At 42.8% G+C, this 21,018-nt stretch carries 11 protein-coding genes; 6 read left to right on the top strand and 5 right to left on the bottom strand.

Annotated features, from left to right (window positions below):
* Nucleotides 1-237: 237 nt before the first annotated feature.
* The 6 genes from proB to ACEN9X_RS25345 all read left to right on the top strand — a co-directional run bounded on the left by proB (nucleotide 238) and on the right by ACEN9X_RS25345 (nucleotide 13,263).
* The gene (proB, locus tag ACEN9X_RS25370; RefSeq protein ID WP_413667788.1) at nucleotides 238-1,317 is read left to right on the top strand and encodes a glutamate 5-kinase; all 1,080 of its coding nucleotides are present in this window, start codon (nucleotides 238-240) and stop codon (nucleotides 1,315-1,317) included.
* Nucleotides 1,318-1,322: 5 nt separating this feature from the next.
* Nucleotides 1,323-2,570: a glutamate-5-semialdehyde dehydrogenase gene (locus tag ACEN9X_RS25365; protein WP_413667787.1), complete on the top strand. Its 1,248-nt coding sequence runs from the start codon at nucleotides 1,323-1,325 to the stop codon at nucleotides 2,568-2,570.
* Nucleotides 2,571-3,363: 793 nt separating this feature from the next.
* A complete protein-coding gene (mnmA, locus tag ACEN9X_RS25360) occupies nucleotides 3,364-4,452 on the top strand; it encodes a tRNA 2-thiouridine(34) synthase MnmA (RefSeq protein ID WP_413667786.1) in 1,089 nt (362 codons plus the stop codon).
* Nucleotides 4,453-4,685: 233 nt separating this feature from the next.
* On the top strand, nucleotides 4,686-7,079 hold the full coding sequence (gene topA / locus ACEN9X_RS25355) for a type I DNA topoisomerase (RefSeq protein WP_413667785.1): 2,394 nt from the start codon (nucleotides 4,686-4,688) through the stop codon (nucleotides 7,077-7,079).
* A 103-nt stretch (nucleotides 7,080-7,182) separates the two neighbouring features.
* Nucleotides 7,183-7,587 (top strand): hypothetical protein, encoded by a 405-nt coding sequence (locus tag ACEN9X_RS25350; protein WP_090525388.1) that lies wholly within the window; start codon nucleotides 7,183-7,185, stop codon nucleotides 7,585-7,587.
* 66 nt (nucleotides 7,588-7,653) lie between these two features.
* Complete coding sequence (locus ACEN9X_RS25345) at nucleotides 7,654-13,263, top strand: alpha-2-macroglobulin family protein (protein WP_413667784.1); 5,610 nt, start codon at nucleotides 7,654-7,656, stop codon at nucleotides 13,261-13,263.
* A 228-nt stretch (nucleotides 13,264-13,491) separates the two neighbouring features.
* Here the strand turns inward: ACEN9X_RS25345 and ACEN9X_RS25340 are convergent, their stop codons facing one another.
* The 5 genes from ACEN9X_RS25340 to ACEN9X_RS25320 form a co-directional block, all read right to left on the bottom strand.
* A complete protein-coding gene (locus ACEN9X_RS25340) occupies nucleotides 13,492-15,777 on the bottom strand; it encodes a glycoside hydrolase family 3 N-terminal domain-containing protein (protein WP_413667783.1) in 2,286 nt (761 codons plus the stop codon).
* 30 nt (nucleotides 15,778-15,807) lie between these two features.
* A complete protein-coding gene (locus tag ACEN9X_RS25335) occupies nucleotides 15,808-17,574 on the bottom strand; it encodes a glycoside hydrolase family 9 protein (protein ID WP_413667782.1) in 1,767 nt (588 codons plus the stop codon).
* A 248-nt stretch (nucleotides 17,575-17,822) separates the two neighbouring features.
* Nucleotides 17,823-18,422 (bottom strand): porin family protein, encoded by a 600-nt coding sequence (locus ACEN9X_RS25330; protein WP_413667781.1) that lies wholly within the window; start codon nucleotides 18,420-18,422, stop codon nucleotides 17,823-17,825.
* A 181-nt stretch (nucleotides 18,423-18,603) separates the two neighbouring features.
* The gene (locus ACEN9X_RS25325) at nucleotides 18,604-19,929 is read right to left on the bottom strand and encodes a TolC family protein (RefSeq protein ID WP_413667780.1); all 1,326 of its coding nucleotides are present in this window, start codon (nucleotides 19,927-19,929) and stop codon (nucleotides 18,604-18,606) included.
* 13 nt (nucleotides 19,930-19,942) lie between these two features.
* Nucleotides 19,943-20,620, bottom strand: coding sequence for an ABC transporter ATP-binding protein (locus tag ACEN9X_RS25320; protein ID WP_112569202.1), 678 nt, complete (start codon nucleotides 20,618-20,620; stop codon nucleotides 19,943-19,945).
* Nucleotides 20,621-21,018: the final 398 nt, after the last annotated feature.

Raw genomic sequence — 21,018 nt, 5'->3', positions numbered from 1 at the left:
ATTTTTAACATGGATTGATTGGCAATTGCATTAAAACGATACATTGTCTATAGAATTAGTCGACAAAAATATAAATTAAAAGCTGAGTGTCAAGCTTTCTGGTATGTTTTTTTAAACTTTTGACGATTTTTACATCATTTCACTATAAAATCCATCACTTTAGTGGATATTTCAAAATAAACAAGGCCTAATTTCTCCCAAATTTGTAATATTGAAGCCTCAATCTGTACTGTACTAATGGCTTTCAATTATCAACGCATCGTTATCAAAATCGGCTCAAATGTTATTACCCAGGAAAACGGTCTCCCCGACCTACCCAGGATAACCCATTTGGTTGAACAGATAGCCGCGATAAAAAAGCAAGGCATTGAAGTGATACTTGTTTCATCGGGTGCTGTAGCGTCCGGCCGCAGCCTCATTACGGTCGCCGAAAAATCAGATGCTGTTGCGGCCCGCCAGGTGCTGGCTTCTATCGGCCAGGTAAAACTCATCAACACCTATTCGCATTTATTTGAACAGTTTCAGATCTTATGTTCGCAGGTTTTGGTTACCCGCGAAGATTTCAGGGACAGGATGCATTACCTCAACATGAAAAACTGCCTTGAGGCTTTGCTGCAATATGAGGTGATCCCTGTAGTAAACGAAAACGACGTAGTATCGGTAACCGAGCTGATGTTTACAGACAATGATGAATTGGCAGGCTTGATAGCCTCTATGCTTAACGCAAATGCCCTCATTATACTCACCAATGTTGATGGCATTTACAATGGCGATCCTAAAGCAGCCGGTTCGGCAGTGATAGATGAGGTTAGCGGTAACGAACTTGATTTTTCAACTTTCGTGTCATCCGGCCGTTCGCAGTTTGGCCGGGGTGGCATGATCACAAAATCAACCATGGCACAAAAAACCGCCCAGCTTGGCATTTCAGTGCACATTGCTAATGGCAAACGGGATCGGATCTTAACTGATGTTTTGGAAAACCAGGTTACGCACACCCGTTTCATACCAAATAAAACAGCATCAGGCAAAAAGAAATGGATTGCCCACTCCGAAAAATCAGCAACTGGCAGTGTACTGATTAACGCCGGTGCAAAAGCAGCACTCATCTCAAACAAAGCAACCAGCTTATTACCCGTTGGCATTGTTGGGGTGATAACCGACTTCAAAAAAGGTGATATTATTAAACTGATTGATGATACCGATAAGCTCATCGGTTTAGGCATTGCTGAATACGGCGCAGATAAGGCCCGTGAACGCATAGGCCAAAAAAACCAAAAGGCATTGGTACATTATGATTATCTTTATTTACAAGGCTAAACACCATGAAATATAACAGCTATTTTGATAAAGCACGTGAAGCAAGCCGCAAAGCCCCCCTTGCCCCTTCCGTAATCAACGGGATTTTGGAGGATGTTGCAGCAGAGGCTATAGCCCAAACCGAATACATCCTGGCAGAAAACCAGAAAGACCTTGACCGGATGGATCCGGTAGACCCTAAATACGACAGGCTTAAACTCACTGCCGACAGGATTAAAGGTATTGCCGGCGATATGCAAAGCGTTGCTAAACTGGATAGCCCGCTTGGCAAACAACTTTCGGCAACTGAAATGCCTAATGGCTTATCGATATCAAAGACACGCGTGCCACTTGGCGTTGTTGGTGTTATATATGAGGCCCGCCCCAATGTTACTTTTGATGTTTTTGCACTTTGTTTTAAAACAGGCAATATCAGTGTATTAAAAGGTGGTAGTGACGCAGATTTTTCAAACCGGGCCATAATCTCGGTGATTCATAAAGTATTGGGAAGGCATGGCGTTGATGTTAATGTGGTTACCCTGCTCCCTGCCGAACGTGAGGCTACTACAGCATTATTAAGTGCTATTGGTTACATTGATGTGCTCATCCCAAGGGGTAGCCAGTCGTTAATTGATTTTGTGCGGGATAACAGTAAAGTACCGGTTATCGAAACAGGCGCCGGCATTGTACATACCTATTTTGATGAATCGGGTAATGTTGAAAAAGGTGCGGAGATCATAGCCAACGCTAAAACGCGCCGGGTAAGTGTTTGTAATGCCTTAGATTGTTTGATCATCCACTCGACCCGCCTCAAGGATTTGCCGCAACTGGCCCAGATTCTTAAAGAAAAAGAAGTAGAGATATTTGCTGATGAACAGGCTTTTGCAGCTTTAAAAAATGAGTACCCCGCCGGTCTTTTACATGAAGCCAACCCGGAACACTTTGGTACTGAATTCCTTTCCATGAAAATGGCTATAAAAACGGTAGCGTCATTTACCGAAGCTTTAGCTTACATCGCTGTAAACAGCTCAAAACATAGCGAGGCCATCATCTCTGAAGATGCTGAAAATATTGCTAAATTTTTAAATGACGTGGATGCCGCGGCGGTTTATGCCAACGTTTCAACGGCGTTTACAGATGGAGCTCAATTTGGTCTTGGAGCCGAAATTGGCATCAGTACTCAAAAACTTCATGCCCGCGGCCCAATGGGCCTGGAAGAACTTACCAGTTACAAATGGATAGTTAAAGGGAACGGACAAACCCGCAATCCGTAATCAACCTGCTAAAAATCTTATATAATAAAAAAGGTGCTTACAACCTGTAGTAAGCACCTTAAACGTGTTATTCGTATTGTTAAGCGTTACTTTATTAAGTAGTTGGCTACAGCAATAAAGCAAATAATCACTAAAATCACGCCCTGTAATTTTTGTTCTAAAGTCAATTGAGTTAACATTCTTTTATTAATTAGGATATAGCAAATTTATAATGTAATAGGTCTGTTACAATAGGCAGTATCATTTTTACATTATTTTTAATAAATAATGTAACTCGTTTTTATAATAGTCAGCTCTACATTTATTAATTAAACTTTTATCAAAAAAAAAGCCTTACTGTTGAAATTGGTGTATCACTTACACCCCGTTTCAATGTAACATTTATGGTGATTTTGGCGATATAGACGCAAGATTTAATTGGTTTTAGCGATATCCGATTTTACATATCCTTTTATTCCCCTATTACACTAAGCCTGTTACTTTCTTACTCCCGTCATGTTTAATTATAATATATATTAATATAATGTTAAGCTTATAATGGTTTAAGCATTTAACTCATATTAGTGAAATAATGAAATTGGAAACGTAATGAATAAGAACTTACAGCAGTATCTATCAATTAAGAAACCACAGATCAATGGCATAGTTACTTAATATAACCATCATAAAAAACTGACTAACAGTATCAATTAACCATTAATTAATAACAAAACTCTTCGATAAAAACACATTTTACCCTTTACTGACCAAGCATATGTTAACATAAACATCAAATAGGTATCTTTGCAGCATTATGAGTAAGCATGGCAGGATATTAGTGGCAATGAGCGGCGGGGTTGATAGTTCGGTAGCGGCAGTTATGCTGCATGAGCAGGGCTATGAAGTTATTGGTTTAACCATGAAAACCTGGGACTATGCCTCTTCGGGGGGTAGTTCAAAAGAAACCGGCTGCTGCAGTTTGGACAGTATCAATGATGCGCGTGCTTTGGCTGTTGGCTATGGCTTCCCTCATTATATATTGGATATCCGCAATGAGTTTGGCGATTTTGTGATCGATAACTTTGTTGATGAATATCTGGCGGGCCGTACCCCTAACCCATGCGTTTTGTGCAATACCCATATTAAATGGGAAGCATTACTAAAACGTGCCGATAAACTCGATTGCGAATTTATAGCTACCGGTCACTATGCCAATATCCGTTTACAGGATAACGGCCGTTACGTGATATCAAAAGGCAAGGACACCAATAAAGATCAATCATACGTGTTGTGGGGGGTATCTCAAAAGAATCTCGCACGCACTAAATTCCCATTGGGTAGTTTTTCCAAACCCGAGATCAGGCAAATGGCGCTTGATATGGGACAAATAGAGCTTGCCGGTAAAAGTGAAAGCTACGAAATCTGCTTTGTACCTGATAACGATTACCGCTCATTTCTGCGCCACAAGGTTGAAGACCTTGATGAGCGAATTGGCCCGGGTAATTTTGTACTTACCAACGGCACGGTTGTAGGCAAGCATCAGGGTTATCCTTTTTATACCATCGGCCAGCGTAAAGGTTTGGGCGTAGCATTAGGGCATCCTATGTTTGTTACCAAAATTGACCCTGCTACCAATACAGTTATTTTAGGCACTGCTGATGAGCTTGAACGCAAGCAAGCCTGGGTAAAAAACCTCAACCTCATTAAATATGAAAATATAAATGAGCCGCTTGAAGCCATTACCAAAATACGTTACAAAGATGCCGGAGCACAAAGCACTATTCTTCAAATGGGCGAACATATGAAAGTTGACTTCCATCATAATGTATCAGGTATAGCACCGGGCCAGTCGGCTGTATTTTATGAAGGAGATGACCTCGTTGGCGGCGGTTTCCTGATGTAAAACAATTTTTCCTTGCAATCTTTGAACTTAAAAACAAGAGGTGCCGTAGTCGCCTGTTATCATTTTGTTAAAATCAGTTTAGTTATTTTGCAAGAATATAATTTTCAGAGGCATTTTCGCGCAAAAATCTCAACTTAAAACATAATTTACCTTCAACTTTTACACCTTTTACCAAAAACTAATTGGTGTTTCGCTTACTTTATGTTTTATTTGCAAAAACTAAAACTGATTAAATGGCCAAAAACTTACTGATAGTTGAATCACCTGCAAAAGCTAAGACCATTGAGGGTTACCTTGGAAAGGACTTTACAGTAAAGTCCAGCTACGGGCATATCCGTGATCTTGTTAAGTCAGAAGATGCAATTGATATAGCTAATAACTTTAAACAAAAATACGAGGTGCCTGCAGATAAAAAGCAGGTAGTTAGCGAATTAAAGAAGTTAGCTAAGGAAGCCGAAATGGTTTGGCTCGCATCGGACGAGGACCGCGAAGGTGAGGCCATTTCCTGGCACTTGTACGAAACACTGGATTTGAAAGATACGCATACCAAACGCATCGTATTCCATGAAATTACCAAACCGGCCATTTTAAAAGCAATAGATACTCCGCGTAAAATTGATTATAACCTGGTTAATGCACAGCAGGCCCGCCGTGTTTTAGACAGGCTGGTAGGTTTTGAACTCTCGCCGGTTTTATGGAAAAAGATAAAACCATCACTTTCAGCCGGTCGCGTACAATCAGTTGCAGTAAGGCTTATTGTTGATCGTGAGCGTGAGATCAATAAATTTAAATCAGAAGCAGCATTTAAAATAGTAGCCATATTTGGCAGAGGCAAAGAAGCTTTCAAGGCCGAATTGCCCGAGCGCTTTGCAAAACAGGAAGAAGCTGAAAAGTTTTTACATGATTGTATCGCGGCGGATTTCGATATTAAATCGTTAGAAACCCGGCCAACCAAACGCTCGCCGGCAGCGCCATTCACCACCTCTACCCTGCAACAGGAAGCAAGTCGTAAATTGGGCTATTCCGTAGCACGCACTATGCAGGTTGCACAAAGGCTTTACGAATCGGGTTATATCACTTACATGCGTACCGATTCGGTAAACCTTTCTGAACTGGCTTTAAATTCAGCTGCAAGCGAGATCGTATCTGCCTATGGCGAAAAATACCATCAGCAAAGAAGATACAAAACTAAAAATGCCAGTGCGCAGGAAGCGCACGAAGCAATCAGGCCAACATATTTCAATAATCATTCTATCGATGGCGAATCGGCAGAAAAGCGTTTATATGAGCTAATCTGGAAACGCGCCATTGCTTCGCAAATGAGCGAAGCCCAATTTGAAAAAACCACTGCAAAAATCGGTATCTCCACCCGTAGTGAAGACCTTGTAGCTAACGGCGAAGTAATGAAGTTTGACGGCTTCCTGAAAGTTTATCTTGAATCGAAAGATGACGAGGACGAACCACAACAGGATGGCGAAAATGCAATACTGCCGCCTTTAACCAAAGGTCAGCGTTTAGCTTTACAGGAAATGTCGGCCACAGAGCGTTTTTCCCGCCCGGCGGCCCGCTATACTGAGGCAAGCCTGGTGAAAAAACTTGAAGAGCTTGGTATCGGTCGCCCGTCAACCTATGCCCCTACTATCTCAACCATTCAAAACCGTGGTTATGTGGTTAAGGAAGAGCGCGAGGGCAAGCAACGTAATTTCAGGGTATTAACGCTGAAAGCAGGCAGCATTGTAAAAGAAGAAAAAACAGAGAACACAGGTGCCGAACGCGGGAAACTGTTCCCTACTGATATCGGTGCTGTTGTAAATGATTTCCTGGTACAATATTTCAAGGATATTGTTGATTTTAACTTCACGGCCAGCGTTGAAAAGCAATTTGACGAAATAGCGCAGGGAATGAAAGAGTGGACTGCAATGCTCCACGATTTTTATAACCCCTTCCATAAGGAAGTTGAAAGCACTATTGAAAAGGCCGACAAAGCAACCGGCGAACGTGAATTAGGTATCCACCCCGAAAGCGGGAAGAAAGTTTCTGTTCGCATCGGCCGTTTTGGTCCCTTTGTTCAGGTTGGTGAAAGTGCTACCGAAGAAAACGAAGAAAAACCGCTGTACGCAAGTCTTCGTAGCGGACAAAGCATCGAAACCATTAGTCTTGAAGAAGCCCTTGAACTGTTTAAATTGCCGAAGGTCGTAGGCGAATATGAAGGCAAAGTAATGAAAGTAGCTATCGGCCGTTTCGGGCCTTATATCAGCCACAACAGTGCCTTTGTGTCGCTACCTAAAGAAATCGACCCACATGATGTTACTGAAGAGCAAGCAATTGAGCTCATTAACCTAAAGCGCAAAAAGGATGCTGAAAAGTTGATCAAATCTTTTGATGAAGATCCGGACGTTAAAGTACTGAACGGCCGCTGGGGGCCATATATTGAATTTGGCAAGCTGAACGTTAAGATCCCTAAAGATAAAGACCCTTTAACCCTTACCTACGAAGAATGCAAGGCACTTGCTGATGCAACACCGAAGGACGCTAAAAAAGGGCGCTTTGGTAAAGCTGCCGCGGCAGCGAAGCCAGCTGCTACAAAAGCTCCGGCAAAGAAGAAAGCGGCCCCGAAGAAAAAATAAATTATAAAGTGCATGGTTGATTGGGTTGATTAAGTGAATGGTTTGGTAGGCATGCTGAAAACTACTCACCTGATCAACTCAATCAACCCAACCAACTAAAAGAATGAAAAAAGACCTGCCCGAAAATAATGTAAAGGATATTGCTATTGCAGTAGCATTGGAGAGCGAAAGTGTAGAAAGTAAGGTATGGTATGTATATCTCATCAATCTTAAAAATGAGCCTATTGAAAATGTGCTCATTACCTCAAAAGGTTATGGTGAAAAGGACGGCGAGCAGGTAAAAACCTCTACCCTGCGGCATATGATCCCTGTTGTTGACAGTAAAGCGTATAAGCTTATCGAGCCTATCGATGAGCAAACTTTCGGCCTCAATAACGAATATTGGCTAAGCTATTATATCGGTAAAGACATTTTCGACAAGAAATTTATTTTCCTTCCTGAAAGTATTGTGGAGATGAATTTTATCAAGATCCCGGTTTTAAATAAGCCCGGAGTTATGATAAAATAATTTTCGCTTTAAATTATTTATTGTCATAAATTTTATAATTTACCTGATAATAAATAAACCTATTTCATGGAAAACGGATACAGTCAGTTCCGCAAACGCCGAACCTTAATCACTGTTATTACTACCATTGCGCTTGTTTTACTCGTTGTATACCTGATAGCGAGTGGTCACAAAAAAACGGTTGTTGATCCCGCATTCAGTAAGTATATCGAATCGTACACAACGGGCGTTGTTTCCAAACAGAGCCCTATCCGGATCAGACTGGCAAGTGATGTTCAGGTAACGCATCAGCAAAATGAAGAAATAACCGAAGATCTTTTCAACTTTTCTCCGTCTATAAAAGGAAAAGCCATCTGGACAGATGCCCGAACCATCGAGTTCAGGCCTGATGAAAAACTCGATCCCGGTAAAAACTACACTGCTGATTTTAAATTAAGCAAACTTATTGAAGTGCCGGGCCATTTTGAGCACTTTAAGTTTAACTTCCAGGTTATCCAACCCGATTTTACCGTGTCATTTATTGGCATGCAAACAGCCAGCAGTACTTCAAATACTGAAATGAAGCTTACAGGCGATATTCAAACCGCCGACGCTGAAGATCCCTCTGCTGTTGATAAACTTATCGTACCTAATTATGATTCGCCGGCTAAAATAAACTGGGAGCATGACGCAGCCCATAAAAACCATCATTTTACCATAACCGGCTTAACCCGTATAGCTGGCAAAGCCAGTCCGCTTGTTATCAATTGGGACGGCAGCAGCATTGGCGTTGATAAAAAAGGCAGCCAAAATTTTGAAGTTCCTGCAATTGGCGATTTCAAAGTTTTGAATATCCGCGCCGTTCAGGATAACGACCAATACGTTGAAGTACAGTTTTCGGATAACATTTTAGTTGGACAAGAACTTAACGGCCTTATCAGCATCAATAATATCACTGATCCGGCATACAGCATTGATGGGAGCCTGGTAAAAGTTTATGCCCCGGATCGCTTACAAGGTGATTATACGGTGACCGTAAATGAAGGGATAAAAAACACGCTTTTAAAAAGGATCACCAGAGGCTACACCGCAAACCTGTTTTTTGAGAACCGACTGCCTGCTGTTACTATCCCCGGCAAAGGTGTTATCCTCCCCGATTCGGGACGGATCATGATGCCATTTGAAGCAGTTAACCTCAATGCGGTTGATGTTACGATCATCAAAATCTATGAAAACAACGTACCTCAATATTTTCAAAGCAATGGCCTTGACGGCAGTGCCGAATTAAGGCAAGTTGGCAAGCCTATAGTACAAAAAACGATCCGGTTAGACACCGATAAAGGTCTTAACCTTCACAAGAAGAATCGTTTTATGCTCGATCTTGACCAGATGATTCGCACCGAACCTGGTGCCATCTACCGGGTGGTTATCGGCTTCAGGCGATCATATTCCTTGTTCAACTGCAAGATCAACAGTGGTAAGGTTCAAAAAGATAATGGCGATGATGACGAAGAAGGCGGTTATTACGGTGGTGATTACAGCGATAATACATCAAAAGTAAGTGATGAAGACGACGACTTTTGGAAGCGTTATGACAACTATTATCCCGAAGGTTATAACTGGCAGGAACGTGACGACGCCTGTACAGATTCGTATTACAGCAAACAGCGCTGGGCTACCCGTAATATCATTTCATCAAACATCGGCCTTATCGCCAAACGGGGTAATGATAACAGCATGCTGATAGCCGTTACCGATATCCTGAGTGCCGAGCCTATGAATAATGCAGATATCGAACTGCTGGACTATCAGAAACAAGTGATCTACAAAACCACTACCGATGGCGACGGTTTGGCCAAATTTAATCTGAAGAGAAAACCATACTTATTGGTAGCAAAAAAAGGTACACAACGCGGCTATTTAAAGCTGGATGATGGCAGCTCTTTACCTCTGTCGAGGTTTAACGTAGGTGGCGAGGAAGTACAAAACGGCCTCAAAGGATTTATTTATGGCGAACGCGGCGTTTGGCGTCCGGGGGATTCCATTTATACATCGTTTATTCTCGAGGACAAATTAAAAACCCTGCCTCCCGATCATCCTGTTGAATTTGAATTGTATGACCCAAGTGATAAGCTTTACAGGCGCATTACCCAAACTAAAAGTTTAGATGGATTTTACAGTTTCCATACGGCAACCGAAACCTCATCCCCTACCGGCAACTGGACAGCCAAAGTTAAAGTTGGTGGTGCTACGTTTGAGAAAAAGATAAAGGTTGAAACCATAATGCCTAACAGGCTCAAGCTTAGCCTGTCGTTCGGCGGAGCTGCAGAATTAACCAAGGGCAACAATGCCAACGGTAAACTAAGCGCACAATGGCTGTTTGGCGGTGCAGCACAAAACTTAAAAGCTAAAGTTGATGCTTATCTATCCGCGCAAAACACAAGCTTCAAAAAATATAAGGATTATGTTTTTGACGATCCTACACTAGCCTTTAATACCCAGGTACAAACCGTTTTTGACGGCAAGCTGAGTGAAACCGGCACAGCTGATGTCGATGCAAATGTAAACGTAGAGAAACAAGCCCCGGGGCAGCTTCGTGCAAATTTCCTGGTTAAGGTATTTGAGCCGGGCGGCAACTTCAGCATAAACCAGGTTAGCATGCCTTATAACGTTTATCAGGGCTACGTGGGCATAAAAACCCCCGAAGGCAGCGACTTGTCGGGAATGCTGGTTACTGATAAAGATCATCTAGTTGACATTGCCGATGTTGACGTGAACGGCAACCCCCTGCCGGGCAGCCGCGATGTGCAGGTTGAGCTATACAAAGTGCAATGGCGTTGGTGGTGGGATCAAACCGGCAATGAAATGAGCAACTTTACACAGGATAAATATAACAAGCTCATCAAAACTGAAACCGTGAGGCTTACAGGTGGCGCAGGCAAATGGAACCTGCACATCAACAAAGCCGACTGGGGCCGTTACCTTATTAAAGTTAAAGATGAACAAACCGGCCATTCAACAGGTAAGATCATTTACGTTGACTGGCCAAACTGGTCGGAAAGGTTACAATCAACCAATCCTACTGAAGCAGCGATGTTATCTTTTACTTCAGATAAATCAACTTATAAAGTTGGTGATGAGGCTACTTTGACCATCCCAACCGGTGAGTCCGGACGCGCGTTGATCAGTTTTGAAAATGGCAGCAAAGTTTTAAAAACAGCGTGGATAGATACCAGGAAAGGGCAAACCCGCTATACATTTACGGTTGATGAAACAATGGCGCCAAACGTTTTTGTGAACGTTACACTGTTGCAAAAACATTCGCAAACGGTTAATGACCTGCCCATCCGCATGTATGGCGCCATCCCATTGCAGGTTGAAAACCCCGAAACGATCCTGAAACCTATCATCAATATGCCTGATAAGATCAGGCCCGAAACACAGTCGGCCATTACGGTATCGGAAGCATCTGGCAAAGAAATGACTTACACCATTGCAATTGTTGATGAGGGATTGTTAGACATCACCAATTACAAAACACCTGATCCGCATGATACTTTTTATGCTCACGAGGCTTTAGGCGTAAAAACCTGGGACCTGTTTGACTATGTAATAGGTGCATTTGGCGGTGGCTTGGAGCGTATCTTAAGCATAGGTGGTGACGGGAACCTCGGCAATAACAAAAACGTGTCTGTAAACCGCTTTAAGCCCGTTGTAAAATTCCTTGGACCATTCCACCTCGATGCCGGCGAAAAACAAACACAGCGCTTTATATTGCCGCAATACGTAGGTTCTGTTAAAGCGATGATAGTAGCGGGACACAACGGAGCATACGGCATTGCCGAAAAAGCTGTAGCTGTTAAAAAACCTTTGATGATCCTGGCTACCCTGCCGCGTGTGCTTGGCCCTTCAGAAAGCATTCAATTGCCGGTTACCGTGTTTGCTATGGAAAACAATATTAAATTCGTAAGCATACAGGTACAGAGCAATGCTTTCAGCAACCTCGGCGGCAACAACCAGAAAACCCTTACTTTTGATAAGCCCGGCGACCAAATGGTAACTTTTGATTTGAACGTTAAGGATTTTGTTGGCGTAGGCAAAGTAAAAATAATTGCCAAAAGCGGTTCGGAAACAGCAGCCTATGATGTTGATCTCAATGTGCGCAATCCTAATCCACCGGTTACACGCATTATTCAAAAAGAGCTTGCTCCTGGTGAAGTATGGAATATCGATTACCAGCCTGTTGGCATTAACGGTACCAATAAAGCAACACTTGAGGTGGCTTACATCCCGCCGTTAAACCTCTCAAAACGCTTGGATTACCTGATTGAATACCCGCATGGCTGTGTTGAGCAAACTACCTCTTCGGCATTCCCGCAATTGTACCTGAACCAATTGCTTGATCTTTCGCCAAAACAAAGGGCCGAAACCGACCGTAATATCAAAGCCACCATAAACAGGCTCAACGGCTTCCAGGTGCAGGGCGGTGGCTTAAGTTACTGGCCTTACGGCGGCGAGGCCGATGAATGGGGAACAAATTATGCCGGGCATTTCATGTTGGCCGCCCAGGCAAAAGGATTCAGCATGCCAATAGGCTTTATTGACCGCTGGAAAAAATACCAGAAAGAAAAGGCGCTGAGCTGGGCACCGCGCAAGCAACCATACTATTATGAGGATGACCTTACACAGGCTTACCGCTTATACTTGCTGGCCCTCGCCCGTTCACCCGAAATGGGTGCAATGAACCGCCTGCGTGAGTTTGCATTATTGAGTGACGCAGCAGCCTGGCGCCTTGCCGCAGCTTATAAACTCGCCGGCCAGCCTGAAGTTGGATTAAGGATGATAGCAAAGTTATCGACCACTGTTAAACCATATAATAGTCTTTATGGCACTTATGGCTCCGATTTAAGGGACGAGGCAATGATACTCGAAACCCTTACCCTGCTGGAGCAAAAACAAAAGGCCGCCGGACTGGTGCACACTGTCGCAGCACGTTTATCGCAGGATGATTGGTACAGCACTCAAACCACAGCTTATTCACTAATAGCTTTAGCGCAGTTCTATGGGCAAAACAAACCAGCAGGCAAGCTTGAATTTAACTATGCTAACGGCAGTGCTAAAGCTACCATTAGCACAAGTTCGTATTTATGGCAGGGTGCATTGGCTGGCAACGGCGGTAAAGTTTACCTTAAAAACAATAGCAATAACAAATTGTACATAAGGCTAATACAAAAAGGACAGCCGTCGTCAGGACAGGATACCCAATCGATCCTCAATCCTGATGTATTACAAATGCGGGTAGGCTATTTCTCGCTTAAAGGTAAACCGATAGATCCTTCATCGTTAAAACAGGGTACCGACTTTGTAGCCCAGGTGAACATCAAAAACCCCGGCAAACGCGGCAGATATGACAACCTCGCCCTCACCCAGATCTTCCCTTCGGGTTGGGAGATCTTGAATACCCGCCTGCTTGGTGATGAAGCATTTAAATCGTCGCCATCTGATTACCGCGATATTCGTGACGACAGGGTGAATACTTATTTCAGCTTAAACGAAGGTCAGGAATCAACTTATTACGTGATGCTTAACGCGGCTTATACCGGCAAATACTATTTACCGGCGGTTTATTGCGAGGCTATGTATAATAACCAGATCAGCAGCTTATTAAAAGGCCAATGGGTTGAGGTGGTGAAGTAAGCTCTTGCGCTCGTTTGTAACGAGTGCTTACCATGGGCTTACGTTTATAACGTAAGCGGAAGCGATACAATCGCAAACACATTAAGCACTCGTTACAAACGAGCGCAAGTTTCAAAAGAAATTAATTTAGACTTACAAAGTTTTGGAAGCTTCGTAAGTCTTTAAAAGCAAAAAAAGCACTTCCAAAACTGATTGGAAGCGCTTTTTTCTTATAATCCTAATCCCCCCTTACAACCTGCCAGTTCTTGACGGTTGATCTTTTGCAGATACATAATTAAAACTTTGTGTTTGATCACCAAGCTGGATCTTAAACGCACCAGCTTCGGTTACCGTTTTGCTTACATCGTTCACAAAGGCCAAATCTTTCGGGGTTATTTTAAAGGTAACCGTTTTGGTCTCCCCAGGTTTCAGGCTGATCTTATCAAAAGCACGCAAGCGTTTGGTATCAGGAGCTATACTGGCATAAAGCTGACTGATATACAACAACACTGATTCTTTACCTTCCATCTGACCGGTATTTTTAACATCTACAGATATGGTCAGCGTTTCGTTATCCTTAAGTTCGGGCTTGCTGATTTGCAGGTTACTGTAGCTAAAAGTGGTGTAGCTGAGGCCGTAACCAAATTCATATAAAGGATTGTAGCCGTGTTTATCGTCGGGATTACCATTTTCTAAATTTTTACGGTAGTAGTTAACCAACGCATTAGGATAACGCGGATACGTTATTGATAAACGGCCCGATGGATTTACATCACCAAACAAAACACCGGCAATAGCATCCCCTCCCTCATTGCCAGACAGATAGGCCATAATGGTAGCGGCAGATTTACTTTCGGCATCGGTAACAATACGGGGGCGGCCCTCTGCCAATACAAGGATTACCGGCTTACCGGTTTTAGCAAGCTCCAAAGCCAATTGAGTTTGCGCTCCGGGAAGGTTCAGATCATCAATATTACCTACGTTTTCGGTGTAGGAAAGTTCGCCCAGGCAAAGTACAATAGCATCAGCATTTTTAGCGGCTTTTACGGTTTCATCTATATTTTGAAGACTGTCGAAAGATGCCCCGGCTGCATAAGTTACGTTATCCTTTCCTATTTTTTGTTGGATAGCTTCCAGTATCGTGTTCTTCCCGGCAGCAAACTTATCCGACAAGTCGCCTTGCCAGGTATAGCTCCATCCCCCATCTAACGAACGCATGGTATTTGCCGTAGGGCCGGTTACCAGTACTTTAATATCTTTTTTAAGCGGAAGCACATGGTTATTGTTTTTTAACAATGTAATAGCCTCATTAGCGGCCTGTACACTGGCCTGCCTAAACTCATCCGATCCAAATTTAGGATAGTCATCAGGGTTGCCAACCGGGCGCTCAAATAAGCCAAGCTCATATTTAACCTTTAAAATACGATGAACGGCTTCGTTAACCCGGGCTATTGATACCTTACCTTCTTTTACCAGTTCAATCAGATAAGTATAAAAAGTATAGTCATAAGGTACCATGCTCATATCAACGCCTGCATTTACAGCAATCATTACAGCATCTTTTTGGGTAGCGGCCACATGGTGACGGTCATGCAGGTATTGGATATCTCGCCAGTCGGTTACAGCAATACCGTCAAAATGCAGTTCACCGCGCAAAACATCAGTCAGCAGATATTTGCTTGCGTGAACGGGTACGCCATTTATCTCGCCCGAGTTGATCATCAGCGTCTTTGCTCCTGCTTTAACAGCTTCAGCAAATGACGGCAGGAAATATTCGCGCATATAACGGTCAGGAATCCACGAAGGGGTACGGTCTTTTCCGCTCAGCGGGAAACTGTAGCCGAGGTAATGTTTCATACAGGCGGCAACATGGTATTTATCACCTACATCGTTACCCTGATATCCTTTAATAATTTCGGCACCCATTGTTTTTACCACATAAGGATCTTCCCCAAGCGTTTCGTAGATCCGCGGCCACAAAGCCGAGCGGCCAAGGTCTAACACCGGAGAGTAATTCCATGGGATATAACTTGCGCGGGTTTCATAGGCAGTGATCTCCCCCATTTTATGCGCAAGACTTTTGTTAAAGGTTGCAGCCAAAGCTATTTCCTGCGGGAATAAAGTGCTGCCAACAGTATATGTAACACCGTGAATAGCATCAATACCGTAGATAACCGGAATTTTTAAACGATCCTGATCGGCCGCTTTCTGAATCTGCGAGATCACATCATACCAATGGCTGCGTTCATAGGCTGTTCCGGTAACATTCAATATCGAACCAACATGATATTTCATGATAGCCTCTTTCAATTTATCAGGATCAAGTTCATGAGCGCCGCCACCTGATTTAGAGACAACATCAGAAGTAACTTCGGTCATCTGTCCGACCTTTTCTTCAAGGCTCATTTTGGCTATCAGGGCATCAACCTTTTTATCGGTAGCACTGACAGCAACCGGCTTCTTTTGAGCCTGCACTGTATAGCACAGCCCGTTGAGAAAGGCCAGGCCAATCATTGTAATGTAGAGTTTTTTCATGTCGTGAGGTTTTATGTTTTATTTAGTTGATCAATGGTTATCTAATTCGTGTTGTAAAGCTTCCATGGCGTTAGCCAGGTAAGCCAGCGGCGCATTCCAGTTGATGGCTATCTCGTTTGCAGCATAAGCGCGTTCGTCGTCGATATAAGCTTCGTCAGGTACTTTCGACGGCACCTGGATGCCATCCTGCATGCCGGGGTTTGATCCGCCAACCAGCAAACCCGGCACCGGATCAACTATCCCATCTGCAGCCGATGGCCTATGGTGCGGGTGCATCGGCGTTTTAGTTCCATATCCCGTAACAAAAGAATAGCCAGAACCGTTACGGCCCAGCAGGTAATCCAGATTAGCCAAAGCGTAATTCAGATATTTTTTGCTGTGAGTTAGTTTATAAGCCTGAATAAGCAGGATCCCTTCGTTTGCAGCTTCGGATGTACTGCCCCAGCCAAAATGCCTTATGGATTTTGTCATTACCGTTTGATAGGCGTTTGAATCAACCCCGCTGATCATATCATCGGCTGTACTGATAAGATTTTTCGTGATTTCGGAAATCGCAGGGACAGCCTTGTCGGTAACATTATTTTTTATCAACGTATAATAACCCAACAACCTAACCTGCGACCAGGTGGGCACCGGCATCCTATTATCTGGTACAAGATTGATATTTTTAAGATAATCTGCGTTGCCGGTAGTAGCTACCAGTTCCGATGCAGCCCAAATAAACTCATCAGTAAAATTATTATCACCATAAGCGCCCGTGGTGATCTTAGGTTCAAACTTTTTGTTTATTTCTTCCTGACGGTAGGCTGATTGCGGATTTTTAACCGCCCATTCCCAGGCTTTTTGAGCAGCATTTAAACATGAATCAGCCAGACCCGGTAACTCTTTGGGATAATGTCTGAAAATCCGTGAAGCCTGGGCCATAACAGCTGTAAAATCAAGCGTGGCGGCAGTGCCTTTTTGCACCACATAGCGTGGTGACTTATCTTTATCAGGCATCTCAAACTTATCAAAAGCCGCATTGGTAAGTTTGTGATAAACACCGCCATCGGCAGGATCCTGCATGGTCAACATCCAGCGAAGGTTCCAAAGTACCTCATCCAAAACATCCGGGATTTTCTTACTGCTTTCGGGGATATTAAGCCTGACTGTTTTCATGTAAGCCGGAAAATCTTCATACAAAGAAAGCAGTGTACTTGTAGTAATACCGCTATTCACGATATACTTGTTATAATCACCGGCATCATACCAGCCGCGAGGCGATGAAATTATTGAACCTGCTTTTCGCCCCTCACTTTCGGCAGATGGATGGATCAGCACTACGGTGTCGGGATGCCCTTCAACCCTGCGCCATTTGCCGGCGTATTTTTCGGGCAAGGCTGTGCCGGAACGCATAAAATAGTAAGCTTTAATAGCGGCTGCAGCCACAGGGGTATGAACAGATGCTTTAATTTCAAAAGGATAAGAATAACCAACAGATGGAGCATATAGTACATAACGACCGGGCTTCGTGAACGCGCTAAAATCTGCCGATTGAACAATATGCCCGGCAAAGTTAGGCTTTAACGAAGGTTTTAGCTTCCCCGCAAATACCGTTTGCTTTTGAACGGTTTGGATAAAAAAGTCGCCTTCCTTATCGTTTAAAACTATAGCCTTCTTTACAGCGCCAGGATAAAATCCTATTTGATTTAGCCTGATAAGCTTCGAAGTTGTGTCTTTTTGCTGTGCAGAAGCATTGCCGGTAATCAGCAGCGGCACAAATAAAAATTTGATGGAATGGAGAAGATACTTTTTCATCTGCCCTTAATTTTAGGAAACACCAATAATCCGCGTTTAAACAGATAACAGGTGCATAAATGGCAAATAAATATAGGTGTACGTTGTACAATAAGTATAATACTATTTTGTCAATCACAAGCTAAAGTATGATACTAAATATGCAATCGATTGCGAAACCCCGGAACAATAGTTACATCTTTTGATTTCGAACAAAACGACCCGCCGTTTCCGGCGGGTCGTTTGTATATTTTGAAGTGGTCGAAGAATTATAATGAGAATAATTTGTAAGCTACAGCAAGGCTAAATAGGCTCACACGGGTATGAGAGTTATCATTACCATAGGCTATTTTGTTTAAACCACCTTCATAACGAAGGTCGATAGAAAGGCTGCTGATGTCAACACCTGCACCTACCTGTATAGCATAGTTAGCATCTTTATATTTTAAAGTTGCTGCTTGCGCCGCCGCACTTGACAAACTTTGATCACGGTTAACGGTAAACGACAATACAGGGCCACCGTAAAACCTTCCGCCTAAGCCTAATGCTCCAACTTTAGCACCTAATAATAATGGTACGTCAACACTTGTAAAGTTTGCTTTAGCTGTACCGTCATTGGTATTTACTGTTACATTTTTTCCCGTAACATAAAGCTCCGGCTGAAAAATGAAGCCTAAACCGCCGATTCGTGCCCATGCACCGGCCTGGTAGCCCGCTTTGTTATCGTTGTTAAAAATACCGTTTGACGGGAAAGTTGAATAATTTAGACCGCCCTTCAAGCCAAAAGAAAAACTTGGGATTACCTGGGCTTTAGATACGCCGATTGACAATAAAAAAATAGATAATGAGAGTAAAATTGATTTTTTCATATTTATTAGGTGTTTGGATGATGTATTAAGTTTATGAAAACAATATTGTTTGCAAAACTGCCGCTAAAATAGAAATATCCGGTTAAACCTAACCGATAAGTTCGGTAAAAGTTCAACCAGATATTTAACTGATAATCTGAGATAAAAGTATAGGCTTTTGTTAATCTTAAAGAATCTGTTGTTACAGCGCTAAATTCCCCTGGTAATAATCAAGTATTTTGGTGCGGATAAAATAGTCATACCGGGCATTGATCAGGTTTGTATTAGCCTGATCGAAATTTGATTTGGCTATCACGAAATCAACCGAAGTAATTGCTCCCGAATTAAATTTAACTTCAGCAATACGGTACGATTCGCCGTAGGCATCCACCTGATCGCGCAGCAAATGATAACGTTCAAGGGCCGACGTCATGTTAATATAGGCCTGATCGATATTTTGTTTTAACTGGATCCGTGTAAAGTCATTATTATATTTTGCGGTTTGCAGGTCGATCCGGGCAAGGGCCACTTTGTTACGGTTTTGAAAATAGTTAAGGATAGGTATGCTTAACCCAACTCCAAAGCCCGAACTGTAATTATTTTTCAACTGCGAATAATATCCTGTATTACCGGTGCTTGAGTAGTTGGTTGCCAATGATCCGAACGCTGAGATAGTAGGCCACAAAGCCCCCTTTGCAGATTTCACTTCTTTTTCGGCACTTTTTAAGCGCAGATCATAGGCTTTAACCAACGCCAGGTCATTAAGCGCTTTGGTATAAATCTCATCGGCCGTTTTATCATAACTGCCGGGTAATTGATCGGCCGATAAACGGGCAAGTTTAATATCCTTGCTAAGTGGCACATTCATGATCTGCAATAGGTTAATCTTTGAAATCCCCATTGCGGCTTTGGTGTTAACAGCTCCAATTTGGCTGGTTGCCAATGTTCCTTTCAAATCATATAACGTAGCAGGTGGCGTGGCACCGTCTTTATTCAATATAACCAGCCTGTCTACCTGTCTCTGCGCCTGTTCAACCTGTATATCTGTTGCCTTCAGCAGGTCCTCGTTGTCGAGCACCTGAAGATAGGCAGTAATCACGTTTAACGTAACAAGATCTTTAGCTTGTTGAAAGTCCATTTTACCGGCTTGGTATGCCAGTGAGTAACGTTTAATATTGTTGATAAGGCTCATGCCATTAAACAATGTCAGGTTACTGTTCAGGTTATACTGGGCATAGGTAATTTGCTGTGTTACATAGTTATAATTTGTAGGGTCCTGGCTACGGCCGTTGCTGATATTGTGGCTCACATTGCCATTAAGCGACGGCAGCAGGTTTTCGCGTGCCTGGTTATAGGCAATTTCCTGTGTCTGCATCTGCAATTCGCTTGTTTTAACACTGAGGTTATTTTTAATTGCAAGATCAATACACTGCTGTAAAGTAAGCACAGAATCTGCCGGGGCCTGGCTGTAAGCCTTTAAGTTTCCAAATACAACAAGACCGAAAAATAGTAATTTATAGTATCGCATTTTATTATTGAGTTCAGAGTTTTCTTGATGAATCGATCCGGCCGTCCAGCAGGTCGATAATGCGCGAACCGTATTCGGCATTTTTTTCGGAGTGGGTAACCTGGATAATAGTTACGCCATCTTCCTTATTCAGCTTGCGGAACAGCTCCATGATCTCCTCTCCTTGTTTTGAATTGAGGTTACCGGTTGGTTCATCAGCTAATAACAATTTGGGTTTAGCGATAAGTGCGCGGGCTATACCCACCAACTGCTGCTGCCCCCCGGATAGCTGTGCAGGAAAAAGATCCTTTTTACCTACGATGCTAAAGCGATCAAGCATATCAGCAACCATAGCCTTACGCTCTGCGCTTTTAAAATCCTGGTAAATAAGCGGAGTTTCAATGTTTTCGTAAACAGTCAATTCGTCAATTAAGTGATAAGCCTGGAAAACGAAACCAATGTATTGCTTATACAAGGCCGAGCGCTGTTTTTCTTTAAGCTGATGCACTGCATGACCTTCAAAATAATGGTAACCATCCGATGGTTCGTCGAGCATACCAATGATATTAAGCAACGTTGATTTACCCGAACCTGAAGGGCCCATGATAGAAATAAATTCGCCCTCGTCAACTTCAAGACTGAGATCATTCAGGATGATGTTTCTGTTGCCCCCTACCTGGAAATACTTTGAAATATGCTGCAGTGATAACATTTTTAATTATTGAATTAGTTTGTTAGTAAATAAATGAGTTAAACAATAATACTCATCATTTTGCGATTAACATATCAATAACATACCAAAGTTATATCTAACTAATTATCAACAAATTAAATCATCTTATCAAAACATTACTGTACGCTTATGTAACAAGGTGCGTACGGTTATGATACAGTGGGGTTTAGTGATTAGAGGTTGGTGGTTAGAGATTAGATTAAGTTTGATTTCGGATTGAGATATTGAATTTTACTTCTCCTGAAACAAGTATGTAGTTGGGAGTTAAGGATAGCTTACTCGTACCCGCTGCGAAAATTGACTTAATCAAAAAGGCCGGCTGTAAAAAATATTTTCTTACAGCCGGCCTCCTATGTTTTCAACTAATCTCTAACCAC

The sequence above is a fragment of the Mucilaginibacter sp. Mucisp86 genome (assembly GCF_047324315.1).
In the GTDB taxonomy this organism is placed as follows: Bacteria; Bacteroidota; Bacteroidia; order Sphingobacteriales; family Sphingobacteriaceae; genus Mucilaginibacter.
Note: the sequence above shows the minus strand (reverse complement) of the source record. Positions and strands in the feature narration are given on the sequence as shown.

Coding starts and splice junctions, on each gene's coding strand:
- ACEN9X_RS25340 (WP_413667783.1), bottom strand. CDS start 15,777: ATGAAAAAACTCTACATTACAATGATTGGCCTGGCCTTTCTCAACGGG.
- ACEN9X_RS25325 (WP_413667780.1), bottom strand. CDS start 19,929: ATGCGATACTATAAATTACTATTTTTCGGTCTTGTTGTATTTGGAAAC.
- mnmA (WP_413667786.1), top strand. CDS start 3,364: ATGAGTAAGCATGGCAGGATATTAGTGGCAATGAGCGGCGGGGTTGAT.
- ACEN9X_RS25345 (WP_413667784.1), top strand. CDS start 7,654: ATGGAAAACGGATACAGTCAGTTCCGCAAACGCCGAACCTTAATCACT.
- ACEN9X_RS25365 (WP_413667787.1), top strand. CDS start 1,323: ATGAAATATAACAGCTATTTTGATAAAGCACGTGAAGCAAGCCGCAAA.
- topA (WP_413667785.1), top strand. CDS start 4,686: ATGGCCAAAAACTTACTGATAGTTGAATCACCTGCAAAAGCTAAGACC.
- ACEN9X_RS25335 (WP_413667782.1), bottom strand. CDS start 17,574: ATGAAAAAGTATCTTCTCCATTCCATCAAATTTTTATTTGTGCCGCTG.
- ACEN9X_RS25320 (WP_112569202.1), bottom strand. CDS start 20,620: ATGTTATCACTGCAGCATATTTCAAAGTATTTCCAGGTAGGGGGCAAC.
- ACEN9X_RS25330 (WP_413667781.1), bottom strand. CDS start 18,422: ATGAAAAAATCAATTTTACTCTCATTATCTATTTTTTTATTGTCAATC.
- proB (WP_413667788.1), top strand. CDS start 238: ATGGCTTTCAATTATCAACGCATCGTTATCAAAATCGGCTCAAATGTT.
- ACEN9X_RS25350 (WP_090525388.1), top strand. CDS start 7,183: ATGAAAAAAGACCTGCCCGAAAATAATGTAAAGGATATTGCTATTGCA.